Source organism: Clostridium sp., assembly GCF_036646415.1.
Taxonomy (GTDB): Bacteria; Bacillota; Clostridia; order Clostridiales; family Clostridiaceae; genus Clostridium_J.
This window is the reverse complement of the sequence record NZ_JAVXMF010000054.1, coordinates 1-4,378: the sequence shown is the minus strand read 5'-3', so window position 1 is coordinate 4,378 and position 4,378 is coordinate 1. Positions and strand designations below refer to the sequence as shown.

At 32.0% G+C, this 4,378-nt stretch carries 7 protein-coding genes; all 7 read left to right on the top strand.

From position 1 onward, the window contains the following. Positions 1 to 37 precede the first annotated feature (37 nt). The 7 genes from RSD37_RS16570 to atpA all read left to right on the top strand — a co-directional run bounded on the left by RSD37_RS16570 (position 38) and on the right by atpA (position 4,321). A complete protein-coding gene (locus RSD37_RS16570; RefSeq protein ID WP_346947836.1) occupies positions 38 to 265 on the top strand; it encodes an AtpZ/AtpI family protein in 228 nt (75 codons plus the stop codon). A 4-nt stretch (positions 266 to 269) separates the two neighbouring features. After that, the gene (locus RSD37_RS16565) at positions 270 to 659 is read left to right on the top strand and encodes an ATP synthase subunit I (protein ID WP_346947835.1); all 390 of its coding nucleotides are present in this window, start codon (positions 270 to 272) and stop codon (positions 657 to 659) included. Positions 660 to 661: 2 nt separating this feature from the next. Beyond that, entirely contained in the window at positions 662 to 1,363 is a 702-nt protein-coding gene (gene atpB / locus RSD37_RS16560; protein WP_346947834.1) for a F0F1 ATP synthase subunit A, read from the top strand. Between the two features lie 56 nt (positions 1,364 to 1,419). Further along, a complete protein-coding gene (atpE, locus tag RSD37_RS16555) occupies positions 1,420 to 1,674 on the top strand; it encodes an ATP synthase F0 subunit C (RefSeq protein ID WP_346947833.1) in 255 nt (84 codons plus the stop codon). An 86-nt stretch (positions 1,675 to 1,760) separates the two neighbouring features. Further along, positions 1,761 to 2,264 (top strand): F0F1 ATP synthase subunit B, encoded by a 504-nt coding sequence (atpF, locus tag RSD37_RS16550; RefSeq protein ID WP_346947832.1) that lies wholly within the window; start codon positions 1,761 to 1,763, stop codon positions 2,262 to 2,264. Next, positions 2,261 to 2,803 (top strand): F0F1 ATP synthase subunit delta, encoded by a 543-nt coding sequence (locus RSD37_RS16545; protein WP_346947831.1) that lies wholly within the window; start codon positions 2,261 to 2,263, stop codon positions 2,801 to 2,803. Before atpF ends, RSD37_RS16545 begins: the two co-directional genes overlap by 4 nt. 15 nt (positions 2,804 to 2,818) lie before the next feature. Continuing rightward, positions 2,819 to 4,321 (top strand): F0F1 ATP synthase subunit alpha, encoded by a 1,503-nt coding sequence (gene atpA, locus RSD37_RS16540; protein ID WP_346947830.1) that lies wholly within the window; start codon positions 2,819 to 2,821, stop codon positions 4,319 to 4,321. The last annotated feature ends 57 nt before the right edge of the window (positions 4,322 to 4,378 follow it).

Sequence of the window (4,378 nt, the reverse complement as noted above, 5' to 3'; positions counted from 1 at the left end):
AATAAAAAACAAACCATGACGGTGAGGGATACTATTTATGGATAAAAGTAAAAAATATATGCAAGCTCTTAGCATGCTTTCTTTAGTAAGCCAAGTGGGTCTAATGATAGTAATACCTATTTTAGGCTGTGCTTTTCTAGGAAAGTACTTAGATGATAAATTTGGAACAAGCCCGTTTTTATTATTAATATTTTTATTATTAGGTATAGGCGGAGCTTTTAGTGGAGTTTATAAAACTCTTATCGTATATACTAAAAGGAAGTGATTAAATGAATAATACTTTAGAAAAACAAGTAAGAGACGTAATTAAAGGTGTAGTCATAATTGATTTAATCGCAGCAATTCTAATTATTTTTTTATCAAGCTCTGCAAAGGAAATGCTTACAGGTCTTTTGTTTGGAACGATAATAGCTATATTGAACTTTAAGTTGTTAGCTATATCACTTCAAAAGTCAGTAACATATCCTCCTACTAAGGCTCAAATCTACTCAACGAGTAGGTACATAATAAGAATGTTTATAGTGGGTGTGGTTTTATTTGTTTCAGCAAAGTCACCACATATAAATATTATTGGAACTACCATAGGCTTATTGAGCACTAAGTTTTCTATATTAGGCAAAACAGTAGTAATAGATAAACTTAAAAGAAAGGAGGCGTAATTATGCAACAAGCTAAATTTATACTTTACATGGGTAATTTTAAATTAAGTGATACAGTTATAACAAGTTGGATAATATTAGCAGGTCTTGCTTTAGCATCTTACTTACTAACTAGAAACTTAAAGAAAGTTCCAACTAGTAAAGTACAAGTATTTTTAGAATTTGTAATAGGTGGATTTGATAAATTTGTAAAAGATACTATGGGTCCAACTGCAATAAAAGAATTACCTTTTATAGTACCATACTTAGGAAGTTTATTCTTATTCTTTGCAGTATCAAACCTTATAGGACTATTAGGATTTAGATCACCTACAACAGACTTAGACACTACATTAGCATGGGCATTAATAACATTCTTTATGATTTATTATGCAGGTGTCAAGAAAAAAGGTATGGGAATGTTCAAGGAATTACTTGAGCCAATACCATTCTTATTACCACTTAATATAATAGGTGAATTAGCAAAACCTATATCATTAAGTTTCCGTCCATTTGGTAATATATTAGGAGGATCTGTTATAATGGCGCTGTTATATGAATTTTTAGGATTTGTATCAACATCATTAACAGGTATAAATATACCTTTTGGACAATTAATAATACCAGTACCACTACATTTATACTTTGATATATTTGCAGGTTTATTACAGGCATTCATATTCATAATGCTTACAATGGTATTTGTATCAAATGCTACAGAGTAGTTGATATGTAACATAAAAAATAATAAAATTATTTAAATTTTAAGGAGGAAACAATCATGGAAATGGCTATATTATTAGCAGGTTCAGCTATAGGAGCAGGTATCGCAGTTGCAACAGGTATAGGTGCAGGAATAGGACAAGGATTCGCTGCAGGTAAAGCTGCTGAGGCAGTAGGTAATCAACCAGAAGCGAAAGGTGAAATAACTCAAACAATGTTACTAGGAGCTGCAGTTGCAGAGTCTTCAGCAATATATGGTTTAGTTGTAGCTATAATACTTCTATTCGCTAATCCATTCATAAACAAATTATAAGATAATTAAAATTAAGTCATCATAACTAGGAGGTGGGTAACCATCTCCTAATTACGAATTGTGATTAGTAGAAAGGAGGAATAAGGATGTTTGAATTAAAACCGCTAATTGGAGTAACATATGAATTATTATTCCAATTAATAAATACATTCTTAGTGTTTGTTATTTTAAAGAAACTTCTATTTAAACCTGTTTTAGGAATAATAGAAGCTAGAAATAAAGATATTCAAACTAACTTAGCTCAAGGAGAGAAAACTAAATCTGAGGGTGAAAAGTTCAAAAAAGAATATGAAGAGAAATTAAGTTCTGCTAAAGATCAAGGACAAGAAATAATAAAGCAAGCTACTTTAAGAGCAGAGCAAAAATCAGAAGAAATAATATCTACAGCTAAAAATGAAGCTACAAGCATAAAAGAAAAAGCTAATAAAGATATAGTACAAGAAAGACAAAAAGTTATGAATGAAGTTAAAGATGATATATCTTCAATAGCTTTACTTGCAGCATCTAAGGTTATAGAAAGTGACCTAGATAAGTCTAAGCATGAAAAGCTAATAAATGACTTTATAAAAGAGGTAGGCGAAGCTCAATGATAAATATAATTGCTAGTAGATACGCTGAAGCCTTATTCCAAGTTGGAGAAGAGTCTAACTCAACTGAAAAGCTATATAATGAGCTAAAGGCTGTAGTAGATATAATAAAAGAAAACACAGAGTTTTCCAATATATTAAAATCTCCTATTGTTTCAAAGGAAGATAAGAAAACTTTACTATCTAATATATTTGGAGCTCAAATAGATAAAGAAATGTTAAATTTCATGAAAATATTAGCAGACAAAGATAGATTATCTTTTCTAGCTAATATACAAGAAGCTTTTAAAGCTTTATTAAACAAGAAAAATAATATCTTAGAAGGAATTGCTATAACAGCAGTTTGTATGAAAGAAGATGAAGTTAAAGCGCTTCAGGCTAAGCTTTCAACTAAGTACAATAAAACAGTTATTCTAAAAAATGAAGTAGATGAGTCTATATTAGGTGGAGTCCTAGTTAGACTTGGAAACGAAGAGATAGATGGAACAGTTAAAAATCGTTTAGACAAGATGAAGGAACAACTATCTCAAGTAATATCTTAGGAGGGCGGTGAACCCATGAATTTAAGACCAGAAGAAATAAGTGCTATAATAAAAGAGCAAATAAAAAGCTACGAAAATAAAGTAGAGTTAACAGATACAGGAAGTGTTTTAAAAGTTGGGGACGGTATAGCTAGTGTTTACGGATTAGAAAAAGCTATGGCTGGAGAATTATTAGAGTTCCCAGGAAAAATATACGGAATGGCTCTTAACCTTGAAGAAGAAATGGTTGGGGCAGTTATATTAGGAGATGACTCTGGAATAAAAGAGGGAGACATCGTAAAAAGAACTGGTAATATAGTTCAAGTTCCAGTTGGAGATGCTATGATAGGTAGAGTTGTAAACTCACTAGGGCAACCAGTTGATGGAAAAGGACCTATAAATACTGATAAATTCAGACCAGTTGAATCAGAAGCTACTGGAATAATGGCTAGAAAATCAGTTCATGAGCCATTACAAACAGGAATAAAAGCTATCGATGCCATGATACCAATAGGTAAAGGACAAAGAGAGCTTGTTATAGGTGATAGACAAACAGGAAAAACATCTATATGTATAGATACAATACTTAACCAAAAAGGTAAAGATGTTATATGTATATATGTTGCTATAGGGCAAAAACGTTCTACGGTAGCTCAGTTAGTTAATACTTTTGAAAAGCATGGAGCTATGGACTACACAATAGTAGTATCAGCTACAGCTTCTGAATCTGCACCACTTCAATTCTTAGCACCATATGCTGGAGTTACAATGGGTGAAGAATTCATGTTCAATGGAAAGCACGTATTAATAGTATATGATGACTTAACTAAGCATGCCGTTGCATACAGAGAGATGTCATTATTACTTAAGAGACCACCAGGTCGTGAGGCTTATCCTGGAGACGTATTCTACTTACACTCTAGATTATTAGAAAGAGCTGCTAAGTTATCAGATGAATTAGGAGCAGGTTCTATAACTGCATTACCTATAATAGAAACTCAAGGTGGAGACGTTTCTGCTTATATACCAACTAACGTTATATCTATAACAGATGGTCAGATATACCTTGTACCAGAATTATTCTACGCAGGAATAAGACCTGCAGTTGACCCTGGTATATCAGTTTCAAGGGTTGGAGGTTCAGCTCAGATAAAATCAATGAAGAAAGTTTCTGGACCATTAAAACTTCTTTATTCTCAATATAAAGAGCTTGCAGCATTCTCTCAATTCGGATCTGATTTAGATGAAGATACTAAGAAGAGACTTGCTCAAGGGGAAAGAATAGTTGAAGTTCTTAAGCAAGGTGAACATCAACCAATGAATGTTGAAAATCAAGCAATGATTATATATGCTGTTGTAAATAACTTATTAGCAGATATACCTGTAAACAATATAAGAAGATTTGAATCTGAATTAATGGAATTCATAGATGCGAATTATCCACAAATAGGAGAAAAAATTCTTGCGAATGGAGACTTCTCTCAAGAATTAACAAACGCTATAAACGATTTCAAAAAGAAATTTGTTATAGAAGCGTAATCCTTTTTAAAAAAGGAGGTAACCCAATTGGCAGGAGCTGGAATGAAAGAAATCAAA

Bases quoted from the DNA above. Each gene is read 5' to 3' on its own strand.
- RSD37_RS16570 (WP_346947836.1), top strand. From the start codon at position 38: ATGGATAAAAGTAAAAAATATATGCAAGCTCTTAGCATGCTTTCTTTA.
- RSD37_RS16565 (WP_346947835.1), top strand. From the start codon at position 270: ATGAATAATACTTTAGAAAAACAAGTAAGAGACGTAATTAAAGGTGTA.
- atpB (WP_346947834.1), top strand. From the start codon at position 662: ATGCAACAAGCTAAATTTATACTTTACATGGGTAATTTTAAATTAAGT.
- atpE (WP_346947833.1), top strand. From the start codon at position 1,420: ATGGAAATGGCTATATTATTAGCAGGTTCAGCTATAGGAGCAGGTATC.
- atpF (WP_346947832.1), top strand. From the start codon at position 1,761: ATGTTTGAATTAAAACCGCTAATTGGAGTAACATATGAATTATTATTC.
- RSD37_RS16545 (WP_346947831.1), top strand. From the start codon at position 2,261: ATGATAAATATAATTGCTAGTAGATACGCTGAAGCCTTATTCCAAGTT.
- atpA (WP_346947830.1), top strand. From the start codon at position 2,819: ATGAATTTAAGACCAGAAGAAATAAGTGCTATAATAAAAGAGCAAATA.